The organism is Ruegeria sp. AP12, assembly GCF_056540025.1.
Genome location: NZ_JBQFVZ010000002.1, coordinates 211375 through 237541 on the forward strand (window position 1 = coordinate 211375; position 26167 = coordinate 237541).

The 26167-nt window shown below is 59.9% G+C and carries 23 protein-coding genes and 1 tRNA gene; 17 read left to right on the forward strand and 7 right to left on the reverse strand.

What is annotated here, in order from left to right; translation table 11 throughout:
- Nucleotides 1–169: 169 nt before the first annotated feature.
- Nucleotides 170–1120 carry a GlxA family transcriptional regulator gene (locus tag ACR0E6_RS08965; RefSeq protein WP_170521863.1) on the reverse strand — a complete coding sequence of 317 codons (951 nt, stop codon included), beginning with the start codon at nucleotides 1118–1120 and terminating at the stop codon, nucleotides 170–172.
- A 156-nt stretch (nucleotides 1121–1276) separates the two neighbouring features.
- On the opposite strand from ACR0E6_RS08965, the gene ACR0E6_RS08970 reads away from it, so the two are divergent.
- The 4 genes from ACR0E6_RS08970 to ACR0E6_RS08985 are packed head-to-tail and all read left to right on the forward strand — an operon-like array spanning nucleotide 1277 to nucleotide 5746.
- Nucleotides 1277–1984, forward strand: coding sequence for a GntR family transcriptional regulator (locus tag ACR0E6_RS08970; protein ID WP_480582477.1), 708 nt, complete (start codon nucleotides 1277–1279; stop codon nucleotides 1982–1984).
- Nucleotides 1985–1991: 7 nt separating this feature from the next.
- On the forward strand, nucleotides 1992–2909 hold the full coding sequence (locus tag ACR0E6_RS08975; RefSeq protein WP_480582479.1) for a dihydrodipicolinate synthase family protein: 918 nt from the start codon (nucleotides 1992–1994) through the stop codon (nucleotides 2907–2909).
- A 3-nt stretch (nucleotides 2910–2912) separates the two neighbouring features.
- Nucleotides 2913–4409 (forward strand): aldehyde dehydrogenase, encoded by a 1497-nt coding sequence (locus ACR0E6_RS08980; protein ID WP_480582481.1) that lies wholly within the window; start codon nucleotides 2913–2915, stop codon nucleotides 4407–4409.
- Nucleotides 4406–5746, forward strand: coding sequence for an NAD(P)/FAD-dependent oxidoreductase (locus tag ACR0E6_RS08985; protein WP_480582483.1), 1341 nt, complete (start codon nucleotides 4406–4408; stop codon nucleotides 5744–5746). Before ACR0E6_RS08980 ends, ACR0E6_RS08985 begins: the two co-directional genes overlap by 4 nt.
- Before the next feature lie 11 nt (nucleotides 5747–5757).
- Here ACR0E6_RS08985 and ACR0E6_RS08990 read toward each other — a convergent pair whose 3' ends face one another.
- The 5 genes from ACR0E6_RS08990 to ACR0E6_RS09010 all read right to left on the reverse strand — a co-directional run bounded on the left by ACR0E6_RS08990 (nucleotide 5758) and on the right by ACR0E6_RS09010 (nucleotide 11927).
- Complete coding sequence (locus tag ACR0E6_RS08990) at nucleotides 5758–6492, reverse strand: SDR family NAD(P)-dependent oxidoreductase (RefSeq protein ID WP_480582485.1); 735 nt, start codon at nucleotides 6490–6492, stop codon at nucleotides 5758–5760.
- Nucleotides 6489–7220, reverse strand: a complete 732-nt coding sequence (locus tag ACR0E6_RS08995) for an SDR family NAD(P)-dependent oxidoreductase (protein ID WP_480582487.1) — start codon at nucleotides 7218–7220, stop codon at nucleotides 6489–6491. The genes ACR0E6_RS08990 and ACR0E6_RS08995 overlap by 4 nt, the downstream gene beginning before the upstream one ends.
- A 13-nt stretch (nucleotides 7221–7233) precedes the next feature.
- Nucleotides 7234–8337: a mandelate racemase/muconate lactonizing enzyme family protein gene (locus ACR0E6_RS09000; protein ID WP_480582489.1), complete on the reverse strand. Its 1104-nt coding sequence runs from the start codon at nucleotides 8335–8337 to the stop codon at nucleotides 7234–7236.
- A gap of 69 nt (nucleotides 8338–8406) precedes the next feature.
- A complete protein-coding gene (locus tag ACR0E6_RS09005; RefSeq protein ID WP_480582491.1) occupies nucleotides 8407–9954 on the reverse strand; it encodes a trimethylamine methyltransferase family protein in 1548 nt (515 codons plus the stop codon).
- A 146-nt stretch (nucleotides 9955–10100) separates the two neighbouring features.
- Nucleotides 10101–11927 (reverse strand): BCCT family transporter, encoded by a 1827-nt coding sequence (locus ACR0E6_RS09010; protein ID WP_480582493.1) that lies wholly within the window; start codon nucleotides 11925–11927, stop codon nucleotides 10101–10103.
- Nucleotides 11928–12379: 452 nt separating this feature from the next.
- Here ACR0E6_RS09010 and ACR0E6_RS09015 point away from each other — a divergent pair, with 452 nt between their 5' ends.
- From ACR0E6_RS09015 to ACR0E6_RS09040, 6 genes are all read left to right on the forward strand, one after another.
- Nucleotides 12380–13285, forward strand: coding sequence for a LysR substrate-binding domain-containing protein (locus tag ACR0E6_RS09015; protein ID WP_480582495.1), 906 nt, complete (start codon nucleotides 12380–12382; stop codon nucleotides 13283–13285).
- Nucleotides 13286–13384: 99 nt separating this feature from the next.
- On the forward strand, nucleotides 13385–14539 hold the full coding sequence (locus ACR0E6_RS09020) for an aromatic ring-hydroxylating oxygenase subunit alpha (protein WP_480582497.1): 1155 nt from the start codon (nucleotides 13385–13387) through the stop codon (nucleotides 14537–14539).
- A 10-nt stretch (nucleotides 14540–14549) separates the two neighbouring features.
- Nucleotides 14550–14789: a hypothetical protein gene (locus ACR0E6_RS09025; protein WP_480582500.1), complete on the forward strand. Its 240-nt coding sequence runs from the start codon at nucleotides 14550–14552 to the stop codon at nucleotides 14787–14789.
- Between the two features lie 133 nt (nucleotides 14790–14922).
- Nucleotides 14923–16392: a flavin-containing monooxygenase gene (locus tag ACR0E6_RS09030; protein WP_170622968.1), complete on the forward strand. Its 1470-nt coding sequence runs from the start codon at nucleotides 14923–14925 to the stop codon at nucleotides 16390–16392.
- A gap of 4 nt (nucleotides 16393–16396) precedes the next feature.
- On the forward strand, nucleotides 16397–17383 hold the full coding sequence (locus ACR0E6_RS09035) for an alpha/beta fold hydrolase (RefSeq protein ID WP_480582502.1): 987 nt from the start codon (nucleotides 16397–16399) through the stop codon (nucleotides 17381–17383).
- A gap of 73 nt (nucleotides 17384–17456) precedes the next feature.
- Nucleotides 17457–17533, forward strand: a tRNA-Met gene (locus ACR0E6_RS09040).
- Nucleotides 17534–17604: 71 nt separating this feature from the next.
- Here ACR0E6_RS09040 and ACR0E6_RS09045 read toward each other — a convergent pair.
- On the reverse strand, nucleotides 17605–18141 hold the full coding sequence (locus ACR0E6_RS09045) for a ZrgA family zinc uptake protein (protein WP_170521835.1): 537 nt from the start codon (nucleotides 18139–18141) through the stop codon (nucleotides 17605–17607).
- A gap of 270 nt (nucleotides 18142–18411) precedes the next feature.
- On the opposite strand from ACR0E6_RS09045, the gene ACR0E6_RS09050 reads away from it, so the two are divergent.
- The 7 genes from ACR0E6_RS09050 (at nucleotide 18412) to speA (ending at nucleotide 26161) form a co-directional block, all read left to right on the forward strand.
- Nucleotides 18412–19683, forward strand: a complete 1272-nt coding sequence (locus tag ACR0E6_RS09050) for an imelysin family protein (RefSeq protein ID WP_480582505.1) — start codon at nucleotides 18412–18414, stop codon at nucleotides 19681–19683.
- Between the two features lie 134 nt (nucleotides 19684–19817).
- The gene (locus tag ACR0E6_RS09055) at nucleotides 19818–20111 is read left to right on the forward strand and encodes a (2Fe-2S)-binding protein (RefSeq protein WP_170452471.1); all 294 of its coding nucleotides are present in this window, start codon (nucleotides 19818–19820) and stop codon (nucleotides 20109–20111) included.
- Entirely contained in the window at nucleotides 20059–20544 is a 486-nt protein-coding gene (bfr, locus tag ACR0E6_RS09060; protein WP_170452473.1) for a bacterioferritin, read from the forward strand. Before ACR0E6_RS09055 ends, bfr begins: the two co-directional genes overlap by 53 nt.
- Nucleotides 20504–22066, forward strand: coding sequence for a di-heme oxidoreductase family protein (locus ACR0E6_RS09065; RefSeq protein WP_480582507.1), 1563 nt, complete (start codon nucleotides 20504–20506; stop codon nucleotides 22064–22066). The genes bfr and ACR0E6_RS09065 overlap by 41 nt, the downstream gene beginning before the upstream one ends.
- Nucleotide 22067: 1 nt before the next feature.
- Complete coding sequence (locus tag ACR0E6_RS09070; protein ID WP_480582509.1) at nucleotides 22068–23081, forward strand: imelysin family protein; 1014 nt, start codon at nucleotides 22068–22070, stop codon at nucleotides 23079–23081.
- 3 nt (nucleotides 23082–23084) lie between these two features.
- Nucleotides 23085–24170 (forward strand): DUF1513 domain-containing protein, encoded by a 1086-nt coding sequence (locus tag ACR0E6_RS09075; protein ID WP_480582511.1) that lies wholly within the window; start codon nucleotides 23085–23087, stop codon nucleotides 24168–24170.
- 101 nt (nucleotides 24171–24271) lie between these two features.
- Nucleotides 24272–26161 carry a biosynthetic arginine decarboxylase gene (speA, locus tag ACR0E6_RS09080; protein ID WP_480582513.1) on the forward strand — a complete coding sequence of 630 codons (1890 nt, stop codon included), beginning with the start codon at nucleotides 24272–24274 and terminating at the stop codon, nucleotides 26159–26161.
- Nucleotides 26162–26167: the final 6 nt, after the last annotated feature.

Genomic DNA, 26167 nt, shown 5'->3' on the forward strand with positions numbered 1-26167 from the left:
CATGATCTCGCAATAGTTATGCCAATATCGATATATATCGACACCTAAGCCCGCCGAACGGTTGACTAGTCAGATTTTTTAACGAGGGGGTATCTCGGCGGGTTCAGGGGGTGAGCACGCGATTGTCCGATTTTCGGATGATTGCTGTGCTCCCCCCGCCTTGCCGTTCTCAGTCGATCTTGTTTCTTTGCGAATGCGGCGTCACACCAAAGCTTGACCGGTACACGCGTGAGAAATGGCCGGGATTTTCAAAGCCGCAGGCAATGGCGACCTCGGTGATCGAGGCTTCGGTTTGCAACAACAGCTTCTGTGCCCGCTCCAACCGCATTTCCATCAGATATTTCTTGGGCGAGGTGTTGAGGTACTTGCCGAACAAACGCTCTAACTGACGGGTTGAAATGCCCAAGGTCTCGGCAATATCCGAAGGTGACACCGGCGTTTCGATACTGCCCTGCATGATCTGGATTGCCTTGGCCAGATGTGCATTGCGCATCCCGTTGCGCGACTGAAGCGAGACGCGCTGTTTTGCGGTGGCGTTTCGGACGGCGTTATAGACCATCTGATCGGCCACCTCGATGGCCAGTTCCTCTCCGTGGTCGCGTTCGATCAGGTGCAGCATCAGGTCCGCCGTCGCCGTGCCGCCCGAGGCGGTGATGTGTTTTTCGTCAGCCACAAACACGCTGCGCACCAGGTTCACTTCGGGAAACGCTTCCATGAACGCGTCGTGATATTCCCAGTGAATTGCGGCCTGCATCCCGTCCAGAAAACCAGCCTCGGCCAGCAGCCACGCCCCGGAACACAACGCCCCAATTGGTGTTCCCCGCGCCCGTTCGCGCCTGAGAGTGGACAGCAACGGTCGCGTGACGTGATTGCGCATGTGAATGCCCGACAACACGAATAATTGGTCCGTTTTGGTCAGGTCATCCAAACCGCCATGCACCAAAGTCACCAGCTCGTTCGAGCACACCGCACGTTCGCCATCTTCGGACAGCAGGGTCCACTCATATAGCTTTTCATCGCTGACCAGATTGGCAATCCGCAACGGCTCGACCGCGCAGGAAAAGGCGAGGTGCGAAAACTCCTCGACCAGGATGAAGGTGATGTGCCGCGTATGGCGCATGGTGTTTCCAGTTCAATTGGGCAGTTCGCGCCCGAGTCTTTCAAGAAGTGACATGCTGCACGATTTTTTTCTGTATACAAGTTGTATTTTTTTCGAATACAGGTGGTGCACAGCGACCGAATTTGTGATTCGCCCGCGCCAAGCCAGAGGGCCCTGATGAAAGACGATGCCAAGTCCCGAAAAACCGAACTGACCGAGCATCTGAAGGTCGCAATCCTGACGCTGCGCCTGCAACCCGGCACCGATCTGGATGAGGCGCATCTGTCCGATGCGTTTGGACTGTCCCGCACGCCGCTGCGCGAAGTGTTCCGGCAATTGGCAGGCGAGGGCTATCTGGATCTGCGCGCCAACCGCAGCGCGCGGGTGTCCGAGATGTCTTACACCACGTTGCGCGACTTCTTTCTGGCAGCCCCAATGATCTACGGCGCAATCCTTCGGCTGGCGGCGCAAAACGCCACGCACGCGCAGATCGACGCTTTGAAGGACGCACAACAGGCCTTTAAGGCAGCGCTGCGGTCGGGGTCTGCCGAGGATCGCGCGCTGGCCAACAACCGCTTTCATGACGTGACCGGAGAGATGTCAGGCAATGTCTACTTGCTGCCGTCGTTTAACCGGTTGCTGATCGATCACGCCCGGATCGGGATGACCTTTTACCGGCCTCAGACGGCCAAGATGTCCGAAAACCTGTCAGAAGCCAGCCGTCAGCACGACGCCATCATCGCCGCCATCGAGGCGGGCGATGAGGCGGCTGCTGCGCAGCTGGCCGAGGACCACTGGAACCTGTCACGCGATCAGATCGAGCTGTTCGTGATGCCTGACGCGCTGGATGTCCCGATGGGCATTCCACTTTCGAAACCTGCATGAGGACGGAATGAACCCGATTTTCAGATTTGAGGGGATCTATACCCCGGTGGTCACGCCCTATCACGACGATGGAAGCGTGAATTGGGACGCTCTGGCGCAGGTGATCGAATACCTGATTGAGAACGGCGTGCACGGTCTGATCTCGGGCGGGTCGACCGGTGAGAACTATGCGCAGACTGTCGAGGAACGGCTGGAACTGGCGCGGTTCACACATGAGCAGTTGAAGGGCCGATTGCCCTTGGTTGTCGGAACGGGCGCAATGCTGACGCCGGATTCGATTGCCCTGGCCTCGGGCGCGCGTGAGATCGGTGCCGATGCCATCCTTCTGGCCAGCCCGCCTTATTCGGTGCCGACCGACCGGGAAAATGCGCTGAACGCACTGACCATCGACAAGGCCGCTGACCTGCCTGTCATGCTGTACAACTACCCACACCGCACCGGCACGATGATGGGTGAGGAGTTCCTTGATCGCGTGGGCCGCAGTCGCAACTTCTGCGGCATCAAGGAAAGCTCGGGGGATATCAACCGGGTGCATCTGCTGGCGCGCGATTATCCGCATATCCAGCTGGGCTGCGGCATGGACGATCAAGCGCTGGAGTTCTTTGCCTGGGGCGCACCGTTCTGGGTCTGCGGCGGGTCCAACTTCCTGCCTGCAGAGCATGTGGCCCTGTATCAGGCCTGCGTGACCCAGGGCAATTTCGCCAAGGGCCGCAGGATCATGTCCGCCATGATGCCGCTGATGCGGGTGCTGGAACAGGGCGGCAAGTTTATCCAGACCATCAAACATGGCGTGACCATGAACGGGATCGACGCGGGCGCGATGCGGCCTCCGCTGAAAGGCCTGAACAAGGACGACAAGCGCGCGCTGGAACAGGTGACGCGCGTATTGAAAAAGACAATCGCAGATATCGTGGCGGAGGGCTAAGGCATGGGATTGCTTACTAAGGACGAATACAAATCCATCGCTACCAATCTGGAACTGCCGACCGGAGCCTTCATTGATGGCGCATTCCGCCCGGCGATCTCGGGTGAGACATTCGGGACGGTGAACCCCGCCACCGGCGAAAAACTGGCCGAAATCGCCGCCTGCGGTGCGGCGGATGTGGATTTTGCTGTCGAAAAGGCGCGTGAGGCATTTGACGATGGCCGCTGGTCGAAACTGCATCCATCCAAGCGCAAGGACGTGCTGATCCGGCTGTGCAAGCTGATGACACGCAACGCGCGCGAACTGGCGGTGATGGAGAGCATCGACAGCGGCAAGACCATCTATGACTGCGAAACCGTGGACGTGCCCGAGACGATTCACTGCCTGAAATGGCACGCCGAGGCGATTGACAAGATTTACGATCAGGTCTCACCCGCCAGCGACGATCACATCGCCATGGTGGTGCGCGAACCCATCGGCGTTGTCGGGCTGGTGCTACCGTGGAACTTCCCCCTGCTGATGCTGGCGTGGAAGATCGGGCCTGCTCTGGCAGCAGGCTGTTCGGTCGTTGTCAAACCGGCAGCGGAAACCACGCTGACTGCTTTGCGTCTGGCCGAACTGGCGATGGAGGCCGGTCTGCCGCGCGGCGTGCTGAATATCGTGCCCGGTGGCGGGGCCGACGTCGGAGAACCGATTGGGCGGCATCCGGATATCGACATGGTGTCCTTCACCGGATCGACCGTCACCGGAAAGCGGTTCCTGACCTACTCTGCTGAAAGCAACGCCAAAGAGGTGGTGCTGGAAATGGGAGGCAAGAACCCCGCCATCGTAATGGAGGACGCCGAAAACCTCGACCGTGTGGCCGCGCATGTGGTGAACGGTGCGTTCTGGAACATGGGCGAGAACTGCTCGGCCTCGTCCCGCCTGATCGTGCATAAGGACGTCAAAAAGGAACTTCTGGAGCGCATCGCGCATCACGCCAAACAGTGGAATATCGGCGACCCGCTTGATCCGGAAACCCGTATGGGCGCGCTGGTCAGCGAAGGGCACTACAACAAAGTGTGCGGCTATCTGGATCAGGCCGAAAACGTGGTTATTGGAGGAAAAGCAGAGAAGGGCTTTGTCGAAGCCACTGTGGTCGAGGTGCCCGGAAACGATGCCACTCTGGCGCGCGAGGAAATTTTCGGCCCCGTTCTGTCGGTGATCGAAGTGTCGGGCTTTGATGAGGCCATCAAGATCGCCAATGACACCGACTATGGCCTCTGCGCCTCGATCTTCACCGCCAACGCAAAGCGCGCCATTCGCGGCGCAAGGGCGATCCGGGCGGGTACCGTCACAGTCAACAGTTTTGGTGAGGGCGACATCACCACCCCGTTTGGCGGCTACAAGCAATCGGGTTTTGGTGGTCGCGACAACTCGGTCCATGCCCATGACCAGTACACTCAGTTGAAAACCATCTGGATCGATCTGGCCGATGACGCGGACGAGGCCGTGGATTGACACGGTTCAAGGCCAAAAGACTGCCCCGGCAGACCGGCCCGGCGGGATGGAACGCCATCCTGCCATCCCAGACGCCCCTGCCGGTGCTGGAACAGGACCAAAACGCCGACATCACCATTGTCGGTGGCGGGTTTGCCGGGCTCAGCACGGCGCGACGGCTGCACCAACTGGATCCGTCCCTGAAAATCGTTCTGCTGGAGGCGGCCCAATTCGCTGACAGCTCGGCAGGGCGGAACTCGGGGTTCATGATCGACCTGCCGCATGATCTGGCCTCGGACAATTACGCGGGCGAAGGGTTAGAGGCGGATCGCGCCGCCATCGCGCTGAACCGCAAGGCCATCGGTTTTGCGACCGAAGTGGCCGATGAGTGCGACCTGCCGCAGGAGATGTTCGACCCGTGCGGCAAGTACAACGCCGCCGCCACCAAGGCGGGTGACGCGCATAATCACGAATTTGCCGAGCATCTGACCAAACTGGGCGAGCCGCATACGCTTTATGATCAACAGCAGATGCAAGAGATTACGGGCAGCCCGCATTATACCTCGGGTCTTTATGCACCGGGAACGGTGATGATCCAGCCAGCAGCCTATATCCGGGCGCTGTCGGCCCGACTGGCGGAACAGATCGACGTGTTCGAGAACTCTCCGGTCACCGGTTTTGAAAAGCAAGGTGCAGGCTGGGTGGTCAACACCCCCAAGGCCAAGGTTAGCACCGGGCGGATCATTCTGGCCAACAACGGCCATCTTGAAAGCTTTGGATTCTACCAGCGGCAGTTGATGCATATCTGCCTTTATGCCTCGATCACAGCCCCACTGACCGAGGCGCAGATCAATACGCTGGGCGGGCAGTTGCGCTGGTCGGCAACGCCAGCCGATCCGATGGGCACCTCGGTCCGGCGCGTGTCGGGTAGCTATGGGGATCGTATCCTGATCCGCACCTGTTCCAGCTTTCACCCGAGCATCGAGACCAGCCCGATGCGGTTGCGCAACGCGGGCTGGGTGCATGACCGGAAGTTCATGGAACGCTTCCCGCATTTGCCTGATGTGAAGATGGAGCATCGCTGGGCCGGAATGCTCTGCCTCAGTCGCAATGGATCGGCCGCGTTTGGGCAGTTGGAGGACGGCGTCTTTTCTGTCTGCTGCCAGAACGGCCTCGGCATCGCCCGAGGGACGTTGCAAGGAATGGGCATTGCCGAGCTTGTGCTGCAGGGCGGTTCAGAAATCGCGGATCACTTTCTGGCGCAGCCGGACCTGCCGCGCCTGCCGCCCGAGCCCTTCGCCTCGCTTGGGGCAAACAGCTATCTGATCTGGAAGGAATGGCGCTCGGGCAAGGAATAGAACCGAAGGTCTCAGGGCAGGCTGAGCTTTGCCATTCGCCCGCCATCAACGGTGTAGATCTGCCCGGTGATGAATGCCGCATCCTCCGAGGCCAGAAACGCGACAAGCGCCGCAACTTCCTCGGGCCGTCCGGTCCGGGCGACAGGGTGGATATTTGCAATATCTCGGCGAAACGCATCGGGATCGGGCATCGCGTTGACGAAATCCTCGTTCAGGTCGGTGTCGATCCACCCCGGCGCGACCGCGTTGCAGCGGACGCCTTCGGCCCCGTGATCCACAGCAACAGCGCGGGTCAGGCCATGCAATCCCGCCTTGGACGCGCAATAAGCCGCGTGACCGGGATTGCTGCCCAAACCTTCGATCGATCCGGTGTTTACTATGGAACCCCGCGTTTTGCGCAGATGCGGCAGCGCGGCTTTTATCATCAGGAAGGGCGCGGTCAGATTGACGGTCAGAATGCGCTGCCAGTCCTCAAGGCTCATATCCTCGACCGAGGATTCCTGCATCACGCCTGCGTTGTTGACCAGAACATCCAGACGCCCGGCCTTGGCGATAACGGCATCCACCACTCGCTGCGGGCTGTCCGGATCGGTAAAGTCCGCCGTGATCCCCTCAAACTCCGGGTCTGCCCCACGCTGAGTCGTAAACACGCGCGCGCCTTCGTGCCGCAGCCGTTCGGCGATGGCCCGGCCAATCCCGCTGCGTCCGCCGGTAACAAGCGCGGTTTTGCCTTCAAATCGCGTCATGAGACAGGTTTGCCTCCGTTCACCTCAACCAACGTGCCGCAAACATAGCGCGACGCGTCCGAGACAAGGAACATGATAACATCTGCGATATCCTCAGGCTCGGCTATGCGGCCCAGCGGTACGGTCTGGCCCAGCTCGGCCACGGCGGTGTCGGGGTCAAATCCCCGCTTTTCAAAGCCCGAGCGCAACATCGGCGTGTTCACCTCATTCGGGCAAACGGCATTGATGCGGATGCCCTGATGCGCATGATCCATACCCATGCATTGCGTTAGCGACGCGATGGCCGCCTTGGTCATGCAATAGACCGCGTGGTTCGGCCCCGGACGCAGCCCCCAGCAAGAGGCCGTGTTGACGATCACCCCGCCGCCACCATCAGCCATGATCGGAATCGCGGCCCGGCAGATGCGAAACGGGGCTTCGACATTCACGCCCAAAGACAAGGACCAATCGTCATCCGAGGTCTCGGCGACAGACCCACGCGTAATAACGCCCGCATTGTTGAGAACGATGTCCAAACCACCCAAAGCCGAAGCTGCCGCCTTGGGCAAAGCGTCCGCGTAATCAGGGTTCAGAAGATCACCCGGCAAATGCGCCTCGGCCTCGATCCCGTCCACATTGCGATCAGCCACGGCGACACGCGCACCGGCATCGCGCAAACGCTGCACCAGTGCGATGCCGATCCCACCTGCCGCACCTGTCACAAGGGCTGCTTTTCCGTTCAAATCCATTCTCTGACCCCATCTAAAATGACGCGGCAGGCGCGCCGAACAGGCTTTCGTCAGGCATAACACCCAAGCCCGGCCCGGTTGGCAGATCGATATGCCCGCCGTTGATTTGAATGCCATTTTTCGGATCGTAATGCCCATCAATATAAGGTGCTGCGAGCCAGACGCCCTCCAACAAGTCCGGGCGCACAGTCGCGGCGATATGTGTGCAGGCGGCAGCGATGATATCCCCGCCCCAACTGTCATCGCAGGTATGCGGCAGGTTGCGCGCCTCGCAAATGTCACGGAAGGCGCGCATGGGGTGCAAACCGCCGATCCGAGTGAGTTTCATACCGAATCCGTCCACCAGCCCGGTTCCCGCGGCAGTGATAACGGTGTTCAGGCTGGTGCTGTTTTCATCCATGTAGATCGGATGCTGAATCTGTGGCCGGATTTTCTGCAGATCCTCAATGGTGTTGCAGGGTTGTTCCATGATGAACGGGATCTCGGGGCATTCGCGACTGACACGCAGCGCGTCGTGGGTGGTCCAGCCCCGATTGCCATCGACCGCCAGCTTCATGCCCGAGCCCCGGATCACCTCCCACACTTTGCGGATCGTCTCGATATCCAGCTCGACCGGGCGCCCGCCAACCTTGATCTGCAATCGAGGATAGCCTTCTGCCAGCTTCTCACCCGCCAGCCGCGCGATGTCGTCCGGTGCCCCGACCCCGGTCGCGTAGTAGGACGGCAATCTGCGGCTCACTGCGCCACCCAACAAATCAGCAACCGAAACGCCCAGCGCTTTGCCCAACAGATCATGCGCCGCAATATCCACCGCCGCCTTGGCGTAGTTATGCCCGTTCAACACCGCATCCATCCTGCGATGCAGCGGCACCGGCAGCACCTCGGCCCCGATCAGGCCCGGTGCCATTGTGGCCAATGCGGCGCGGGCACCGGCGGCATGGGCCTCGGCATAGGTCGGACCGACCGGGCAGGTTTCCCCCCACCCCACCAGACCATTCTCGGCCACAAGTTTCACAAGGGTCGTGTCCAGCGCCCAAACTTCGGCATTTGCCATCGTGTAGGGGCCGTTTTTGACCGGCAGTTCGTGGCTGTAGATGTGAATTTCGGCGATCTTCATTTTGGCCTTCGGATCATGAACAAAAAAGGGCCCGCCTGTGCAGGGGCGGGCCAGTACGGGGAGTGTTCTTCAGTAGGTCTGGTTCAACTCATCGGCGGCCGGGATCTCTCGTTCCCGGCGGGCGATGTAGTCCAACAGCTCTTCGTTCTTGGCGATGTCGAGCGTGGGTTCCTGATACTCGGCCAGCAGTTTACGGGCGTGGTTCAGGGCGCGTTCGGTTATTTCGACCTCACCTTCGGCCACCCATTGTTCGATCGAGTTGTTGTCGAACATCTCGGGCATGAAGAACGCGGTTTGGAAATTGTCCTGCGTATGGGGATGGCCCAGATAGTGCCCGCCAGGCCCGACATCCGGAACAGCGGCAAGCGCTTCGTCGAAATCCCCCCATTTCGGCCCCTCGGCCATGCGGTAGGCCATCGCGCATTGCTCGGCATCGACAATGAACTTGGCAACCGAACAGTGCATCCCGGCCTCGTTCCACCCGGCGCTGTGCCAGATGTAATTCGCCCCGGCATGCATAACCGCGCTTAGCGTGGTGGCCGATTCATACCCGGCCTGCGCGTCAAAGGTTTTGGCCCCACCCAACGTGTTCGAGGTGCGCCAAGGAACGTCATAGTACCGCGCCATCTGGCCGATCATGAAGTTCATCAGACTGATCTCGGGCGTGCCTGCCATTGGCGCGCCGGACTTCATCGATACGGTCGACAGGTAATGGCCATAGATCGCCGGAGCCCCTTTGCGGATGACCTGCGTATAGGCCAGCGCGCTCAGCGCCTCGGCGTTTAGCTGTGCGACCGTGGCGGGAACAGAGGCAGGCGTATTGGCCCCGCCCAAAACGAACGGAGAACACAAGACAGGCTGATTGCGACGGCAAAAGGCCCGCATCGCACCCAGCATCGTCTCATCCCAGACCAGCGGCGAATTGCCGTTGCAATTGCCGGTGGTCACCGGGTGATCCTCAAGGAAATCCTCGCCAAACAGGATCGCGCACATCTCCATCACGTCTTCGGCGTTCTTGGGCGAGGTGGTCATGCCCATGAATGTCTTGTCCGAGTGTTTCATTGACGAATAGGTTATGCGCAGATGCCGCTGGCTGATCGGATGGTCATACGGTTCCACGATATGATGCGCCGAGGAATGCAACGCGGGCATCATGTGGCTGAGTTTGTGAAACATTGCCAGATCGTCCAGCGTGGGGTTCCTGCGCACATCGTCCAGATCGCGCAGGAACGGCGCGCCGGTCATCGGCACAAAGATCGAGTGCTTCCCGCCCAAACGCACATTCTTGTTAGGATCGCGGGCGTGGTAGGTGAAGTCCGATGGGATCGTCGCGATCAACTCTCGCACAAGGCCCCGATCCAGATAGACCAACTCACCCTCGACCTTGGCCCCTGCCCTCTTCCAGTCCTCCAGGGCAATCGGGTCGCGGAACTGAACGCCGACGTTTTCAAGTATGTCCATCGAGGCGTTGTCGATGCGTTCCACCTGGCTGCCGTCCATGACCTCGCATAGCGGAATGCCCCGGGTCAGACCGGGCAACATGTCAAAATTCGGTGCGGTGCGCAGTGCGCGGCGGGCCGAGCGCCCACCGGCGCGCGTTGTCGTACGGACGTTCACTTGGCAATCCTCCATCTTGCGTTTCACTTTGGGGGATTCGCCGGGCCGTCACCTCTCTGATTGCGATATGTGCTTGCAGGAAGCGACACGAAAAACGCCGCCCGGATTGGGCGGCGTCTTTTGTTTTCAAGGGATCGCAACAGGCGTTATTCAGCCGCCTGCGCAGACGAGGCCGCGTGTTTGTCGCGCTGCCCGTCGCGGAACAGGGCCTTGCCCAGTGCGACGCACATCAAGCCCATGACCATCGTGAAGGGCAACGCCCCGATGATCATCGCGTTGCGCAGTGCGTCCATCGGGTTGTTGTCCCCGGCTGCAAGGATCAGCGCGCCAATCACAGCGGTCAGGATAACGCCCCAGATGATGCGATGCTTGACGCCGGTTTCCTGACTGCCGCCCGACATGATGGTGTTCATCACCAGAATGCCCGAGTCCGCTGAGGTCACGAGGAAAGTCATGATCAGGATCACGCACATGACGTTCAGCATGGACAGCAGCCCACCGTCGATCATGTAAGACAGGGTCACGAACAGTTTGTTGGTGTTCGATGCCCCGATGATCGCACCTTCTGCGGCACCTGCCAGTTCCAGATCAATCGCCGTACCACCCAGAACCGTCATCCAGGCAAAGCAGACCAGTGCAGGTGCAAAGACACAGCCCAGAATGAACTCGCGCACCGAACGACCCTTGGAGATACGCGCAAGGAACAGGCCCACGAAGGGCGAGAACGCGATCCACCAGGCCCAGTAGAACGTGGTCCAACCGGCTTGCCATCCGAACTGACGGCCCTGCTCACCAGCAGCGTATGCAGCGGTCAGAGTGGCCTCGTCCAACTCGGCTGCGGCGCCTTCAAGGCCGCCTTTGAAGCCGTCAAAGCTGCCCCAGGCGTTGGTTGCGCCGCCGAACAGGTCGTTGGCGTGGGCCTGCGCCTCGGCAGGCAAGGCCGCTGCGAAGGATTCCGCAGACAACGGGCCATAGGCGCTGAAGCTGAGCGACAGGAAGTTCAGGATGTAATCGACCATCGCCGAACCATAGGTCGTCATGGCAAAGACGAACGATCCGAACACGACGAACGTTCCCAGCAGGATGATCGAAAGCACCAGATTGAGGTTCGACAGGTACTTTACCCCGCGCCCGACGCCCGAAACAGCCGAGATGATCGACAGGCACATGATGACCAGCAGACCTGCAATCAGACCCACTTTGCTTGGGGTTGGCACGTCACCGCCCAGATCCATGACCCACTGCATGCCGGTGATGGCGTAGACCCCATCGATGAACTGGCTGACGCCGTAGCCGATGGTCACCGAAACACCGAGGATCGTCGCCACAACGCCCAGCACGTCGACCACATGACCAAGGAACCCGTTCATCAGCCGACCGAACAAAGGCGTCAGCGCCGAGCGAATGGTAAGGGGCATGTTGCGCGTATATGCGTAATAGGCCAGCGACAGGCCGGTCACCACGTAGATCGCCCAGGCGTGGAAGCCATAGTGCAGATAGGTGAACCGGTAAGCCGATTGCAGCGCCTCAGGGCTGTTGCCTTCGACCGAGCCGGACACGACTACGGGGTTCGACCCCCACAGGCCCAGCGGTTCGGCGGTGGCAAACACCATCAGGCCAACGCCCAGACCAGCGCCGAACATCATCGAAAACCACGAGAAATTCGAGAATTCGGGCTTTTCACCCGGCGTGCCCATGATCCGCTTTCCGGTCGAGGGGATGATCGCGACAATCGCCAGAAAGAAAAAGAACAGGCCAACAATAATCACGTAAAAGCCGTTGAAGCTTTCGAGCAGCCGACCGTTCCAGCTGCCCAATGTGCTGTTTGCGTTTGCCGGAAACACCAGCGCCCACAGCACCAAGGCCACCATGATGCCCTTGCTGATCAGCGCGATTGGCACGCTGTAATTTTCATAGAATCCGGCGTCGGCCGTTTCTATCTCTAGATCCGTGAATGGTTCAGGTACCGACATAATTCTCCTCCGTGTTGTCGATCCGATTATCCGGAGAGCTTTTGCAAACGCAGTGCCCTCTCATCTTGTTTTTCTCTCTAGTGCGCGTTTCGCGTCCGCATTCCTGTGCTTGCGCGGGTGTCCTCGGTAGGCGCCGGTTTGGCGTCTTTTGCCGGGCCGTTCGCCTTTGGTCCTTTGCCTTGGTCAGCCAGCCAGATGGGCTCGGACATCTCGGGCCGGGCCCAAAACGCGTTGCTGACAACGTGTGGGACATGACATTTCTTAGGTCGGCTGTTTAAAGCGCCCTTCGCCACAGCGGCTCACTAAAACCGACCCGTTCGGGGGGGATTGACGACTCCAAATTCGCAAACATCAGAATTTGGCGCATTCTCAATGCATCAAATGCTGGCGTTCAACGACAAAAATTTTCATAGTCGCACGAGCATGACTAACCCGAAGCCAGCCAGGTCCCTATGTCCCGTCGCCACTACAAACTGCCGCCCCTGACAACCCTGTCGGCTTTTGAGGCGGCCGCCCGCCATCTCAGCTTCAAAAACGCCGCCGAAGAGCTTTCGGTGACACCCGGCGCGGTCAGCCATCAGATCAAGGCGTTGGAGGCCTATCTGGAGGCACCGCTGTTTCAGCGCAAACACCGCAGCGTTGCCCTGACGGATGACGGCAAGGCCCTGTACGAGGCGCTGTCATCATCCTTCGGGCGCATCTCGAAATCGCTTTCGACCATCCGGGATCGGTCATATGGCGGTAAGGTCACGGTCGGATCGACCACCTCAGTCGCGGCCTTGTGGCTGTCGCCATCCGTGATCCGGTTCTGGCGAGACATGCCCGAAGTAAGCATCGACCAGATCTCGCAGGATCGCCCGTTCAAGGATCGATCCGATCTGGACTTTTTTATCCGCTACGGGCGCGATGGTGATCCCAACTTGGATCATACGCCGCTGTACCGGGATCACCTGATGCCGGTTGGCAGCCCCGAACTTGCCGAACAGTTGGCGGGCACCGGGCTAAGTACCATTGCGCAACAGCGGCTGATACATCTTGATTCCGAAGACAACAGTTGGACAACCTGGCCCGACTGGTTTCGTCAACTCGGCCATACAGACCGGATCACGATGGAAACGCGGGTCAACAGCTATTCGGTCGCATTGCAGATGGCCCGCAAGGGGGCGGGTCTGGCCCTGGGGTGGAAACGCTTGATTCAACCGATGCTGCAATCCGGTAAACTGGTGCCGATCGGATCACATTTTCTGGAAGCGCCGAACCAGTTTTACCTTGTCGGACGCCCGGATGAGGAGTTGTCCGACAACGCCCGCGCCCTGAAAAATTGGATCATCGACGAGGTGCGCGATGGTTCGGTTTAGTTTAACTCATCCATTGATGAGCTTTTCTGATATTGATGTCCCCCCAACCTGTCCGCCAATAGGAAACTGAAAGGCAATTCCCAACCGCAGGAGAGTTCGATGAACAAGCACAGCCCGCTCTCGTCGGTTCTGACCGATGTGAACACAGCCAATGGTCTGCCGAATGAACATTACGTCGATCCGGCCATGTTCGCGGAGGAACGGAAATCTGTCCTGTACGCGAATTGGTCAGGCATCGGGTTCGGCAAGGACGTGCCTGAAATCGGTGATGCCAAGCCGGTCGATTTTCTGGGAATGCCGCTGCTGATCGTCCGGGATCGCGATGGGCAGATCGGCGTGTTTCAAAACACCTGCCGCCACCGGGGCATGATCCTTGTGGACGCGCCAAAGAAGATCGGCGGGGCCATCCGCTGCCCCTATCACAGCTGGTGCTACAGCCTGAAGGGTGAGCTGCGTGCGACACCTCATGTCGGCGGCCCGGGCCAGAACAAGCACGAAGACGTCAAGAACGAAGACCTCGGGCTGGTGCGTATCCGATCGCATATCTGGCGTGATGTGATCTTTGTGAATGTCGACGGCAATGCGCCTTCTTTCGAAGACGCCCACGGCGAGCTGCTGGAACGTTGGAAAGAATTCGAAACCCCGCTATTTCACGGCGGCGACGAATCCTCCTTCAAGCTGGAGGTGAAAACCAACTGGAAGCTGGCGGTCGAGAATTACTGCGAAAGCTATCACCTGCCCTGGGTGCACCCCGGCCTGAACAGCTATTCCCGGCTGGAAGATCACTACAATATCGAAAAGCGCGGGCATTACTCGGGTCAGGGCACTTTGGTTTATCGGCAACTGACAGATCAGGACGGTGCGACCCTGCCGGATTTCGAGGGCCTCAGCGACAAATGGGATGAGGGCGCGGAATATGTGGCGCTGTATCCCAACGTGCTGTTGGGCGTTCAGCGCGATCACAGCTTTGCCATCGTGCTGGAACCGGTGGATCAGGAAAACACCGTCGAGCATATCGAGCTCTACTATGCCAAAAGCGAGGCTGAGACGCCCCAGCATGACGGTCTGAGGGCATCAAACGCGCAGCTTTGGAAAACCGTGTTCGAAGAGGATGTCTTTGTCGTCGAAGGGATGCAAAAGGGGCGTCACGGTATGCTGTTCGACGGTGGCCGCTTTTCACCCGCGATGGATGGTCCCACGCATAATTTCCACCATTGGGTGGCGACACAGATTGAAAATGGACGGTCAGAATAGGCCGTTGGGCATGGACAGGGCCGCGCTTGACGATTTGCTTCTGGCTGCGCACGTGCGCAACGATCACGCGGCCCTTGTACGATACTACACCATGGCCGCTGGTGAACGCGAAGAGGCAGGCGACATTGACGCCGCCTGTTTCTACCTGACCCACGCCTTTGTCTTTGCGCTGGAACACGGCGCACCCGAGGCGGATGAGCTGAACCTGCGATTGGTGCAACACGGGCGGGCCGATCGGCTGAACCTGTGACACGCACACGTGCCAATTGTTCACAGCGCAAGCACCCGCTGATTTACTTTTATTCCCGATAACTTGCTTCTCAAAACCACACCCCTTCCTATCTTTGGTTTATCTCCATATGGTTGTGCCGGGAGGCAAGGTTTTGACGCAAAAGACACAGATGCTGATTGTCGGCGCGGGGTTCGCCGGGTTGACCATGGCGCTGGAGGCCCGCAAACGCGGCATTCGCGACATCATCATTCTTGAAAAGGCCGATGACATCGGCGGCACCTGGCGCGAGAACACCTATCCCGGTGTTGCCTGCGACGTGCCCTCGCACCTGTATTCCATGGCAACGCATCCGAATCCGGACTGGAGCCAGTCTTATGCGGGCGGCGCGGAAATACAGGCTTACCTGCAGAACGTCGCGCGGAATGAAGGACTGTACGATCTGTGCCAGTTCAACCAACGCCTGAAATCCGCCAAATGGGATGGGGATCACTGGCATGTCGAAAGCGAAAGCGGCCAGACCTGGACGGCACGGTTTCTGGTGTCCGCAATCGGTGCGCTGCATATTCCAAGCATTCCGACCATTCCCGGTGCCGACAGCTTCCCCGGTCCCAGCTTCCATTCAGCGGAATGGAACCACGACGTTGACATGACCGGCGCGAGCGTTGCTGTTGTCGGAACCGGGGCATCGGCCATTCAGTTTGTGCCCGAAATCGCAAAGACCGCGAAACAGGTGACGGTCTTTCAACGCAGTGCGCCCTATGTCCTGCCGCGCCCGGACGGTCCAATTGCGCCCTGGGTCCGGCGGCTGTACCGGCGCGTCCCCTTGCTGGCCCGGATCAGACGCGGGTTGATTTTCGCCTTTTTCGAGTTTCGCCACCGCGTGTTCCGGGGCGAAAAGCTCATGGTGGCGTATGCGATGAACATGTGGCGCAAATCGCTGCACGGGGCCATATCCGATCCGGCCGAGCGCGAGAAGCTGACCCCGGACTATCAGATCGGTTGCAAGCGCATCCTCAGTTCCAACGACTGGTACCCCACCCTGACACGGGACAATGTTCACGTTATCCCGTCGGGCGTGGCATCCATCGACGGCGACAAGATACTTGCGACCGATGGGTCAGAAACGCAGGCCGACATTCTGGTCTGGGGCACCGGCTTTCACGTCACCGACATTGCCGAACGTCTGGACATTACCGGCCTGGACGGTCTGACGCTGAGGCAGGCGTGGTCGGACGGGATGCAGGCCAATCTGGGCACCGCCGTCGCGGGTTTCCCGAATTTCTTCATTCTGCTCGGGCCACATACCGGGCTTGGCCACAACTCGGTCGTGCTGATGATCGAAGCGCAGGTCAGCCATATCGGCGAAGTACTGAGCGCGATGGCGGATCAAGGGCTGGACGCCATCACGCCGCATGCCGAGAAACAAGAGGCGTTCACCAAAGAAATGCAGGACCGCCACGCAGACGGTGTCTGGAAATCCGGCGGTTGCACGTCCTGGTATCTGGATGCCAAGGGGCGCAACACGACGCTGTGGCCCGGAACCGTCGCAGAATTCCAAAAGCGTATGGCCCGGTCAGGAATGGAACACTACGGGCCCGCGCCTGACGCGGCAGGAGATTGATGAGATGACAATTGTGCTGATCCTAATCGCCCTTTTGGTGGCCGTCCTGCTGGTTATGCACCTCTGGACCCGGCATCTGACCAACGAGGGGTTCAAAACTGTTCCGCAGTTGGGGCAGATCGTTCCTGTCACCGGGGGCAGCATTCACTATGTTGAAAAAGGCAACCCCGAGGCGCAAACCATTGTCATGATCCACGGTCTGGCCGGGCAGTTGCAGCATTTCACCTATGCTTTGGTCGACGCGCTGGCCGATGAATATCACGTCATCGCCCTGGATCGCCCCGGCTGCGGCTACTCGACCCGCGAAGCGCCCGAGGTCGGGCGGCTGCCGGAACAGGCCCGGATGATCAACGAATTTCTTGAGGTCAAAGGCATATCCGACGCGGTGCTGGTGGGGCATTCCTTGGGCGGCGCGCTGTCACTGGCCATCGCACTGGATTACCCGGACCGGGTGGCAGCCCTTGCCCTGCTGGCACCCCTGACCCACAAGATGCCCGCCCCGCCAGTGATCTTCAAATCGCTGGAAATCCGTTCGGAATGGATACGCAATCTGGTTGGCAACACGCTGGCGGTTCCGATTGCCGCCAAAACGGCCCCCCATTCCCTGCATTTCGCCTTTGACCCGGAACCGGTGCCAGACGACTTTCTAAGCCGCGCGGGCGGCGCATTGGGGTTAAGGCCGTCAGCCTTCGTCACCGCCTCGCAGGATCTTGTCGGCGTGGATGACAGCATCGCAGCCCAAAGCGCCCGCTACCCCGAACTGCGAACCCCGGGCAGCGTGTTCTACGGCGCGCAGGACACGATCCTGTCTCCGGCGCTGCACGGACCTCCGATGACGGAGTTTGGGTTGTTCTACGAAGAGGTTGACGGACTGGGCCACATGACGCCAATCACGGTTCCGGACCAGTGCGCAGATTTCATCCGCAGGGTCATTCAATCCGCTGCGGACACATCGAATTCCGGCGAGGACGAAAACACGCAAACGATCTGAAAGAATCCGCTGTGATCCGGTCTTTTCCCCCTTGACCCTCCCCAGCGGCTCCCTTAAATCGCCTCTCACTCATGGCGGAGTAGCTCAGTTGGTTAGAGCAGCGGAATCATAATCCGCGTGTCGGGGGTTCAAGTCCCTCCTCCGCTACCAAAATTCCCGACAACAGATGGTTTGAATGTCCCCTTGGCGGGCTCATTGGGCGTTGAGCGCTAGGATTGTCTCTAAAGCCCCGACAGATCCACCAGTGGCGTGGCGCGGGTGACGTCGAATGTGTGCAGCCCATCAGATCGCTCGACGCTGACCTGAAATTTCTGAGTCGCTTCGAACCGATCAAAATAGGCGAATTCGATTGTGTTCAGCGCCTCGATGCTCTGACATTGGATCACGTAATCGGCCTGAAACTCGGACAATTCGGGGGTCTCGGATGGGCTTGTTTCGGTTCCGATCGCCTGAGTTGGCTCGCCTTGCGTATCAGATGTCAGGGCCACATTGGCCGAAGCAGTAAAGCACCCGGCTTCTTCCGGAAGTACGAACAACTCCAATGGTTTAGACAAGTCCGAAATTGCCACCGCAACCATGGCGCGGTCCTCATCCGAGGCGGCAGGCCGCTCGAACCCGACGATATCTGCGCTGGGAACCGCCAGAGACAGTGCAAACTCGGCACCCGAAAATTGAATGGCTAACCGTCCGGTCCCACGTTCAGGCTGGCTTTCCAGCTGCGTTGCCTGGGCCGTGACAGCCGCCGGCAAAAGGGACAATGCCAAAACCGCGCATTTCATTAACCAAGTACCACCAAAATAGAATCACACCGATCAGTTTAGCCCGAATCCCCTGTTGCGCAACGCAAGCCCGGCGTTCAGGCCTCGCCAGATATGGGGAATAAGCGGGTGATTGCTACCTTGCCCGGCTTAATTTCTGACAATAAAACTCAGGTTGACAAATCTTACTTAATCACTCAGTTATTGATGCATAACTCCATGTGGCCACTCGCCCACTTAGCCGTTTCTGACAGGAAAGACTCAAACCTCATGACCAGATTATTGACCGCTGCCAGCGCTTTGACACTTTGTGCCGCAACCAGCGCTTTTGCCGGTGATGCGCCCGCAAAAGCCGATGTTCTGAACACCTATGCCGACATCGCCGAAGCCAAATATGACGACAGCCTGATCGCGGCAAAATCGCTGCAAGCGGCCGTTAACGCCCTGATCGCCGATCCGTCGGATGCCACGCTGAACGCCGTCCGCGCAGCATGGCTGGCGGCGCGTGTTCCCTATCAGCAGACCGAGGTCTATCGCTTTGGGAATGCCATCGTCGATGACTGGGAAGGCAAGGTGAACGCATGGCCGCTGGACGAGGGGCTGATCGACTATGTTGACGCCTCTTATGGTGGGCCCAGCGACGAAAACGAGTTCGCCGTTCTGAACGTGATCGCCAACCCCAGCTTTGATCTGTCGGGCAACACGGTTGACGCGTCCCGGATCACGCCGGAGCTGCTGGCCGACACGCTGCACGAGGCAGATGGGGTCGAGGCAAACGTCGCCACCGGCTACCACGCGATCGAGTTCCTTTTGTGGGGTCAGGATCTGAACGGCCACGGTGCTGGCGCGGGCAACCGTCCGGCCACCGACTATGCGCAGGGCGATGACTGCACCAACGGCAATTGCGACCGCCGCGCGCAATATCTGAGCGCTGCCACCGATCTGCTGGTCAGCGATCTGGAATGGATGGCGGCACAGTGGGCCGAAGGTGGAGAAGCCCGCGCCGCTCTGACCCAAAACGAAGACGCTGGCATCAGTGCAATCCTGACCGGCATGGGTTCGCTGTCATATGGGGAAACCGCAGGTGAACGCATGCGGTTGGGCGTGATGCTGAACGATCCAGAAGAAGAGCATTCGTGCTTTGCCGACAACACCCATAACGACCACTACTATAACGGGGTTGGCATCCAGAACGTCTATCTGGGCAGCTATACCCGTATCGACGGTACGCCGGTCAGCGGCGCATCGCTGTCGGAGCTGGTGATCGCAAGCGATCCTGCGCTGGACGCGGAAATGAAGACCAAGCTGGCAAACACGATGCTGGCGCTTGGCGTGATGAAATCGACCGCCGAGGCCGGATTTGCCTATGACCAGATGCTGGAACGCGGCAATGCCGGTGGCGAGGCGCTGATCATGGGCGGCGTCAACGGCCTGATCGACCAGACCAAGACCATCGAACGCATCGTCACAGCACTTGAGCTTGACAACATCGAGTTCGAAGGCTCGGACAGCCTGGACAACCCCGACGCGGTTTTCCACTAAACGGCCCCGTCGGTCGGAAACGGGGCGACACCTCGGTTCCGACCGGTCTGGTCACGAAGACGTATGAAAGCGCGCTGGACCTGAAACAAATAACCTACTATTTAAGTAAGAAATCTAACGAGCCTCGATTCGCCATGATCGTATGCCACTGCACCAACATCTCTGACCACGACATCCGCGCCGCGATTGACTGGATGCGCGCGGCGGATTCGCAGGCCATCATCACGCCGGGCAAAATCTACCACGCCCTCGGAAAGTCGGCGGATTGCGGCGGGTGCATGCCGCTTTTCCTAGACACGATGCGTTCAAGCGATAATCTGGAAGTCCCCATGCAACTCCGCGCGTTGCGCAGCGGAGTATCACAGGAGAAAGCTGATGAAGGGCGATCCCAAGGTCATAGAATATCTCAACAAATCCCTGCGGCATGAACTGACCGCGGTCAGCCAGTATTGGCTACACTACAGGCTTCAGGAAGATTGGGGCCTTGGCCATATGGCCAAGAAAAGCCGCGAAGAAAGCATCGAGGAGATGGGGCACGCGGACAAGCTGATTGAGCGCATCATCTTTCTGGAAGGTCACCCGAACCTGCAAAAGCTGGACCCGCTGCGTATCGGTCAGAACCCAAAGGAAACGTTGGAGTGTGATCTGGCCGCCGAACTGGACGCTCGTGCCCTTTATGCCGAAGCGCGCGACTATTGTAGGGAAGCCGGGGACTACGTCTCTATGACGCTGTTCGAAGGATTGATCGCAGATGAGGAAGGCCATATCGACTTCCTGGAAACGCAGCTCGACCTGTACGAAAGGATCGGCGAAGCCAATTATGCGCAACTCAACGCATCGAAAATGGACGAAGGCGAATAGTCTTTTTGCCCTGTCAGTGGCCGCCCTGGCGGCCACCCCGGCCCTGCCTGCTGAAACCCAAAACCTTCCCCTGCAGGACCTTCACCTGAACATCACCCCCCGCACCGATGACGAACGCGCCCGCGTTGAGGCGGTCACTGCACCGCCGCAGGACTTCAGCGTGCCGCAGCGGTTCGAAGACCTGCCCGCCGGGGCCGCAACGGTTCGCGTGCGCAACGATGCGGATGCGTTTTCCCAACCCTCGGGCAACCTAAGCTTTGAGCAAGAGCTTGATTTCAAGGTCGGCAACGGGCTGTTCAAGAAAATCTGGGTGTCGTCGCCGTCATCGACGCTGGCATCTGACGGGTTGGGTCCGCTTTACAACGCGCGGTCCTGCCAGCGGTGTCACATCAAGGACGGGCGCGGGCACACGCCGAACGGGCCGGATGACAATGCGGTGTCTATGTTCCTGCGAGTCTCCATACCGGGCGGCCCAAACGACGGCTTTCCCGAGATCGAGGATTATATCGCGACCCTGCCAGAGCCGACATATGGTGGCCAGATGCAAGACTTCGCGCTGGCCGGACACCCGGCGGAATACCAGTTGGACATCACTTACGAAGAGGTCCCGGTCGCGCTGTCGGACGGCGAAATCGTGTCGTTGCGCCGCCCGACCTATCGGGCCGCCGATCTGGGCTATGGTCCGTTGCACCCGGATGCGATGCTCAGCCCCCGCGTCGCGCCGCAGATGATCGGCCTTGGTTTGCTGGAGGCGATCCCGGTCGATGATCTGCTGGCCAAAGCCGACCCCGAAGATGCGGATGGCGATGGGATCTCGGGCCGGGCGAACATCGTCTGGTCGGCAGAATACAATGCCCCCATGATGGGCCGGTTTGGGCACAAGGCGGGCATGCCAACGATCATGGAGCAGTCAGCGGCGGCCTTTGCCGGGGATATCGGCATCTCAAGCCCACTGTTCCCGGCCCCGCACGGGGATTGTACCGACGCGCAGATCACCTGCACGGACGCGCCGCATGGCGATGATGACACGCGCGGGTTTGAGATCGATCAGATCGGCATGGATCTTGTGGCCTTCTACAGCCGCAATCTGGGCGTGCCCGGCCGCCGCGACGTAGATAACCCTGAGGTTCTGCGCGGCAAAGAGGTGTTCTACACCACGGGCTGCACCGCATGCCACACGCCGTCCCATGTGACACACCGCATGGACGACCGGCCCGAACAGAGTTTTCAGTTGATCTGGCCCTATACCGACCTGCTGCTGCACGACATGGGCGAAGGTCTGGCCGACAACCGCCCCGAAGCCCGCGCAACCGGTCGCGAATGGCGCACGCCTCCGCTGTGGGGCGTTGGCCTGACCGAACGAGTCTCGGGCCACACGCAATTCCTGCATGACGGGCGCGCCCGCAATCTGCTGGAGGCGATCCTGTGGCACGGGGGCGAGGCGCAGGCGGCGCGCCATGCCGTCGTCTCAATGCCCAAGGCCGACCGGGACGCCCTGATCCGTTTCCTTGAGAGCCTTTGACATGCGCATACTGCCCCTCATCGCCGCATCACTGATGCTACCGGTTAGCGCTTTGGCACAGGATCGTTCCGCAATCCTGCTGGATGCGACCCAGTCGCATATCCTGCCCCGATTCGCAGAACTGGCGGATACCGCTGACGCGCTGGCCGAGACTGCACAGCAGGACTGCGAACCAACCTCACCCGCCTTGCGCGCGGCCTATAGCGCGGCATTTGACGGCTGGATTTCCGTCAGCCATTTACGCTTTGGGCCGACCGAGGTGGATGACCGCGCCTTTGCCATGGCCTTCTGGCCCGACACCAAAGGGTTTACCTCCAAAGCCCTGTCGCAGCACATCGCCGCCGAAGACGCGGCCGTTGAAAGCGTTGAGGTCTACGCCGAAACCTCGGTGGCTGGGCGTGGTTTTTTTGCCTTGGAACGAATGCTGTTTGACCCCGCCTTTGCCGATCAGGGCAGCGCCGACTACCGCTGCGCCCTGATTCAGGTGATCGCGGCAGATATTGGCGTCAACGCCCATGCGATGGCCGAAGACTGGCAGGCCTACGCCCCCAGCCTGACCCAACCCGGCGATGACAGCCGCTATCGAACACAGGACGAGGCACTGCAGGAGTTGTTCAAAGCGCTCTCGACCGGTCTTGAGTTCACCGCAGCAACACGGCTGGGGCGACCGCTCGGAACATTCGACCGCCCGCGCCCCAAACGAGCCGAGGCGCGACGCTCTGAACGATCCTTGCGGCATGTGGAACTGTCGCTGATCGCGCTGCGCGATTTGGCGGCGCGGTTGTCCTCTGATCACCCCGAGGTCGCCGCGGATCTGGACGCCGCCTTCGCCCGCGCGATAGACACTGCACAATCGATTGATGACCCGGCATTGGCCGGCGTGGCGGACCCTGCGGCGCGGTTTCGGATCGAAGCCCTGCAACAATCCATCACCGACATCCGCACCATCGCCTCAACCGAACTTGGCCCGACACTTGGGATCAGCGCAGGCTTCAACTCATTGGACGGGGACTGAGCCTTGACCAGTCGCAGGCGTTTTCTTGCCGGGTTGGCGGCGGCGAGCATCACCCCGATCCGGGGATGGGCATCCGTTGGCGCGCCAGACTATCTGGCTGCAGGGCTGTTCCCCGACGGTTCATTCCGTCTGGCGGGGTTGACCGCCGAAGGAGATATCCTGTTCGCCCTGCCCCTGCCCGCGCGCGGCCACGCCGCCGCCGCACATCCGAACAAAGCGCAGGCTGTCGCCTTCGCGCGCCGCCCCGGAACTTTCGCCGTTGTGATCGATTGCGCCAACGGCACGGAACTGGCCCGGCTTGAAGCCCCGGAGGGGCGACATTTCTATGGTCACGGCACGTTTTCGGCCGATGGCATGCACTTCTTTGCCACCGAAAACGACTATGAAGCCGGTACCGGCAAGGTCAGCATTTGGGACGCGGACAGCTTTGAACGATTGGGAGAGTTCTCGTCGGGCGGCATTGGCCCCCATGACATGCGCCTGATGCCGGATGGGCAATCGATTGTGATTGCCAATGGCGGGATTGAAACCCATCCCGACACCGGGCGCACCAAACTGAACCTGCCGGTGATGCGCCCGAATCTGAGTTACCTCGATCTGTCCGGAACACTGCTGGAACAGGTGGAACTGCCGCGCGCCATGCACAAGAACTCGATCCGGCATCTGGCCGTGCGCGATGATGGGCTTGTCGGTTTTGCGATGCAATGGCAGGGCAGCGCGTCCGAGCATCCTCCGCTTGTAGGTCTGCACCGCCGGGGTGAGGCTGTTACCCTGATCTCAGCCCCCGAAGCGGATCAAAGCCAATTGCAGGGATATGCAGGCAGTATCGCGTTTTCAGCCGATGGGGCGGCCATCGCCATCACCTGCCCGCGCGGCAACGCTCTGCACCGGTTCGATGTGCAGACTGCAACCTTCATGGACGCCTTCGCCTTGAACGATGTCTGCGGTCTCGGGGCCGGTCCGGGCGGGTTGGTCTTCACAGCAGGAACCGGCCTTGTCGGCACGCTGGACGGGCCGCGGACACAGATCCTGACGCGGTCTGATTGCCAATGGGACAACCATCTGATCCCGATCCGCAGTTTCGCATAAAATTCGGCAATCCCTGTCACATAGTTTACACTTGGAAGAATCAAACTGCTGCCGTATTGGCGGGCGCGAAACCGGCACCCCTGACCCAAGGACTGACTTGATTGAAACACACGCCCGACGCACCGCATTCCATCTACGGGGTTGAGAAATGGGGCAAGGGCCTCATCGAGGTGACGGAGGCGGGCGAGATCGGTCTGCGCAATCCGATGGCCCCCGAGGCCGACGCAATCAGCCTGCCCGGCATCCTGACCGATCTGGACGACCGCGGCATCAAGGCCCCGATGCTGCTGCGCGTGACATCCTATCTGGAACACGAGATTGCGCATCTGAACGAAAGCTTCCGCGATGCGATTGCCCGCACCGGCTACCAAGGGGCCTATCGCGGCGTGTTTCCGATCAAAGTGAACCAGCAGGCGCAGGTGGTCGACCGGATCGTCGAATTCGGCAAGACATACGATTATGGGCTCGAGGCCGGGTCGAAACCCGAACTGGTCATTGCCCTGGCGCATCGGCTGTCGCGCGACGCGCTGATCGTTTGCAACGGCGTCAAGGATGCCGAGTTCATCCAGCTTGCCATCCTCAGCCGCAAGATCGGCTTCAATACGGTGATCGTGCTGGAAAGCCCGAAAGAGGCCGACACGGTGATCGAGGTCTATAACGAGTTGGGCATCGAACCGCTGCTGGGCGCGCGGGTGAAACTGACCAACCAGATCAGCGGCAAATGGGAGGAAAGCTCGGGCGACCGATCCGCCTTTGGCATGAACACCGACCAGTTGGTGGCCACCGTGGACAAGCTGAAGGAGGCCGGGCTGCTGCATTGCCTGAAACTGCAGCACTCGCATTTGGGCAGCCAGGTGCAGGACGTCAACGACGTGCGCCGCGCCGTGGGTGAGGCGTGCCGTTATTACACCGAACTGACCCGAGAGGGCGTTCCGCTGACCCATCTGGACCTCGGCGGCGGCATGGGCGTGGACTATACAGGCGAGAAAAAGGCCGCCGAAAACTCGATCAACTACACGGTCGAGGAATATTGCGCCAACGTCGTCGAAACCGTTGCCTATGCGCTGGACGAGGCCGAGGTGCCCCACCCCACGCTGGTCACCGAAAGCGGCCGCGCGGTGGTTGCGACATCCTCGATGCTGGTGTTCAACGTGCTGGAAAGCACGCTTTATGACGCCCCCAACGGCCCCGAGGTTGAACCCGACGACCATCACATGGTCTCGGACCTTGCCGCCGTGCATGGCTACCTGTCCAGCGACCGGCTGCAGGAATGCTGGAATGACGCCAATTTCTATCGCAATGAACTGCGCGCGCTGTTCAGACGCGGCTATGTCGACCTGCGCCAGATGGCCCGTGCCGAACGTATCTACCTGTCGCTGATGGCCCGCCTCAAGGCGCTGGCGGAAAGCGACGAGCTGGACACGGATGTGGACGACCAGCTTGAGAAAGTGGCCGATATCTACCACTGCAACTTCTCGCTGTTCCAGTCCCTGCCTGATGTCTGGGCCATCGATCAGCTGCACCCGATCGTGCCACTGCAAGGGCTGAACGACACCCCCGACCGCCGCGCGGTCCTGTCCGACATCACCTGCGACAGCGACGGCAAGATCGACCGTTTCATTCTGGCTGACGGTGTTTCGCCCAGCCTGCCGGTGCATTCCCTGCCCGAGGATGGCGAATATTATATGGGCGTCTTCTTTGTCGGTGCCTATCAGGAAACACTGGGCGATCTGCACAACCTGTTCGGCGACACCAACGTTGTCACCATCGACCTGCGCGCCGATGGCGGCTTTGACCTGCTGCACGAACAAGAGGGCGACACCATCAGTCAAGTCCTGTCCTATGTCGAGTTCGACCCGCAGGACTGCGTCGCCGCCTTCCGCAAAATGGTGGACGAGGCGATCTCGACCGGTACTCTGCTGGCCAAAGACCGCAAAACCCTGATGGCCGCCTACCGCGACAGCATCAACGGCTACACCTATTACGAATAACCCGAG

What these genes read in the sequence shown, in the direction of transcription:
- ACR0E6_RS08965 (WP_170521863.1), bottom strand. Translation starts at nt 1,120, where the DNA reads ATGCGCCATACGCGGCACATCACCTTCATCCTGGTCGAGGAGTTTTCG.
- ACR0E6_RS08970 (WP_480582477.1), top strand. Translation starts at nt 1,277, where the DNA reads ATGAAAGACGATGCCAAGTCCCGAAAAACCGAACTGACCGAGCATCTG.
- ACR0E6_RS08975 (WP_480582479.1), top strand. Translation starts at nt 1,992, where the DNA reads ATGAACCCGATTTTCAGATTTGAGGGGATCTATACCCCGGTGGTCACG.
- ACR0E6_RS08980 (WP_480582481.1), top strand. Translation starts at nt 2,913, where the DNA reads ATGGGATTGCTTACTAAGGACGAATACAAATCCATCGCTACCAATCTG.
- ACR0E6_RS08990 (WP_480582485.1), bottom strand. Translation starts at nt 6,492, where the DNA reads ATGACGCGATTTGAAGGCAAAACCGCGCTTGTTACCGGCGGACGCAGC.
- ACR0E6_RS08995 (WP_480582487.1), bottom strand. Translation starts at nt 7,220, where the DNA reads ATGGATTTGAACGGAAAAGCAGCCCTTGTGACAGGTGCGGCAGGTGGG.
- ACR0E6_RS09000 (WP_480582489.1), bottom strand. Translation starts at nt 8,337, where the DNA reads ATGAAGATCGCCGAAATTCACATCTACAGCCACGAACTGCCGGTCAAA.
- ACR0E6_RS09010 (WP_480582493.1), bottom strand. Translation starts at nt 11,927, where the DNA reads ATGTCGGTACCTGAACCATTCACGGATCTAGAGATAGAAACGGCCGAC.
- ACR0E6_RS09015 (WP_480582495.1), top strand. Translation starts at nt 12,380, where the DNA reads ATGTCCCGTCGCCACTACAAACTGCCGCCCCTGACAACCCTGTCGGCT.
- ACR0E6_RS09020 (WP_480582497.1), top strand. Translation starts at nt 13,385, where the DNA reads ATGAACAAGCACAGCCCGCTCTCGTCGGTTCTGACCGATGTGAACACA.
- ACR0E6_RS09025 (WP_480582500.1), top strand. Translation starts at nt 14,550, where the DNA reads ATGGACAGGGCCGCGCTTGACGATTTGCTTCTGGCTGCGCACGTGCGC.
- ACR0E6_RS09035 (WP_480582502.1), top strand. Translation starts at nt 16,397, where the DNA reads ATGACAATTGTGCTGATCCTAATCGCCCTTTTGGTGGCCGTCCTGCTG.
- ACR0E6_RS09050 (WP_480582505.1), top strand. Translation starts at nt 18,412, where the DNA reads ATGACCAGATTATTGACCGCTGCCAGCGCTTTGACACTTTGTGCCGCA.
- ACR0E6_RS09055 (WP_170452471.1), top strand. Translation starts at nt 19,818, where the DNA reads ATGATCGTATGCCACTGCACCAACATCTCTGACCACGACATCCGCGCC.
- bfr (WP_170452473.1), top strand. Translation starts at nt 20,059, where the DNA reads ATGAAGGGCGATCCCAAGGTCATAGAATATCTCAACAAATCCCTGCGG.
- ACR0E6_RS09065 (WP_480582507.1), top strand. Translation starts at nt 20,504, where the DNA reads ATGCGCAACTCAACGCATCGAAAATGGACGAAGGCGAATAGTCTTTTT.
- ACR0E6_RS09070 (WP_480582509.1), top strand. Translation starts at nt 22,068, where the DNA reads ATGCGCATACTGCCCCTCATCGCCGCATCACTGATGCTACCGGTTAGC.